Annotated in this window: 1 pseudogene; it reads right to left on the bottom strand. The window is 35.3% G+C overall.

The features are described from left to right. Positions 1-266 (bottom strand): annotated as a pseudogene (locus F7018_RS18620) (hypothetical protein); the annotation flags it as partial.

Genomic DNA, 266 nt, shown 5'->3' with positions numbered 1-266 from the left:
TTACTTGTAATTGTACTACAGTTTGATGGATTTAATTTCTCGCAGATGGTATATTCATAATCATAAGTACCAGCTGTAGTTCCTGAACTTACAGTTATTGTTCCATCGGAGTTTATTACAATACTTCCACTTTGAGGTGTTGGTGAAGCTCCTGCTGTTAAAGTAACTTCTGAAACGTTCAATAAAGTTCCATTTAACGTATCGTTTGTTAAAACACTAGCTGTGACTCCTCCTACTTTCCCATTGATTCCTGTAAAAGTTTCTGT

This window comes from Tenacibaculum aiptasiae, assembly GCF_008806755.1.
Lineage (GTDB): Bacteria > Bacteroidota > Bacteroidia > Flavobacteriales > Flavobacteriaceae > Polaribacter > Polaribacter aiptasiae.
Note: the sequence above shows the minus strand (reverse complement) of the source record. Positions and strands in the feature narration are given on the sequence as shown.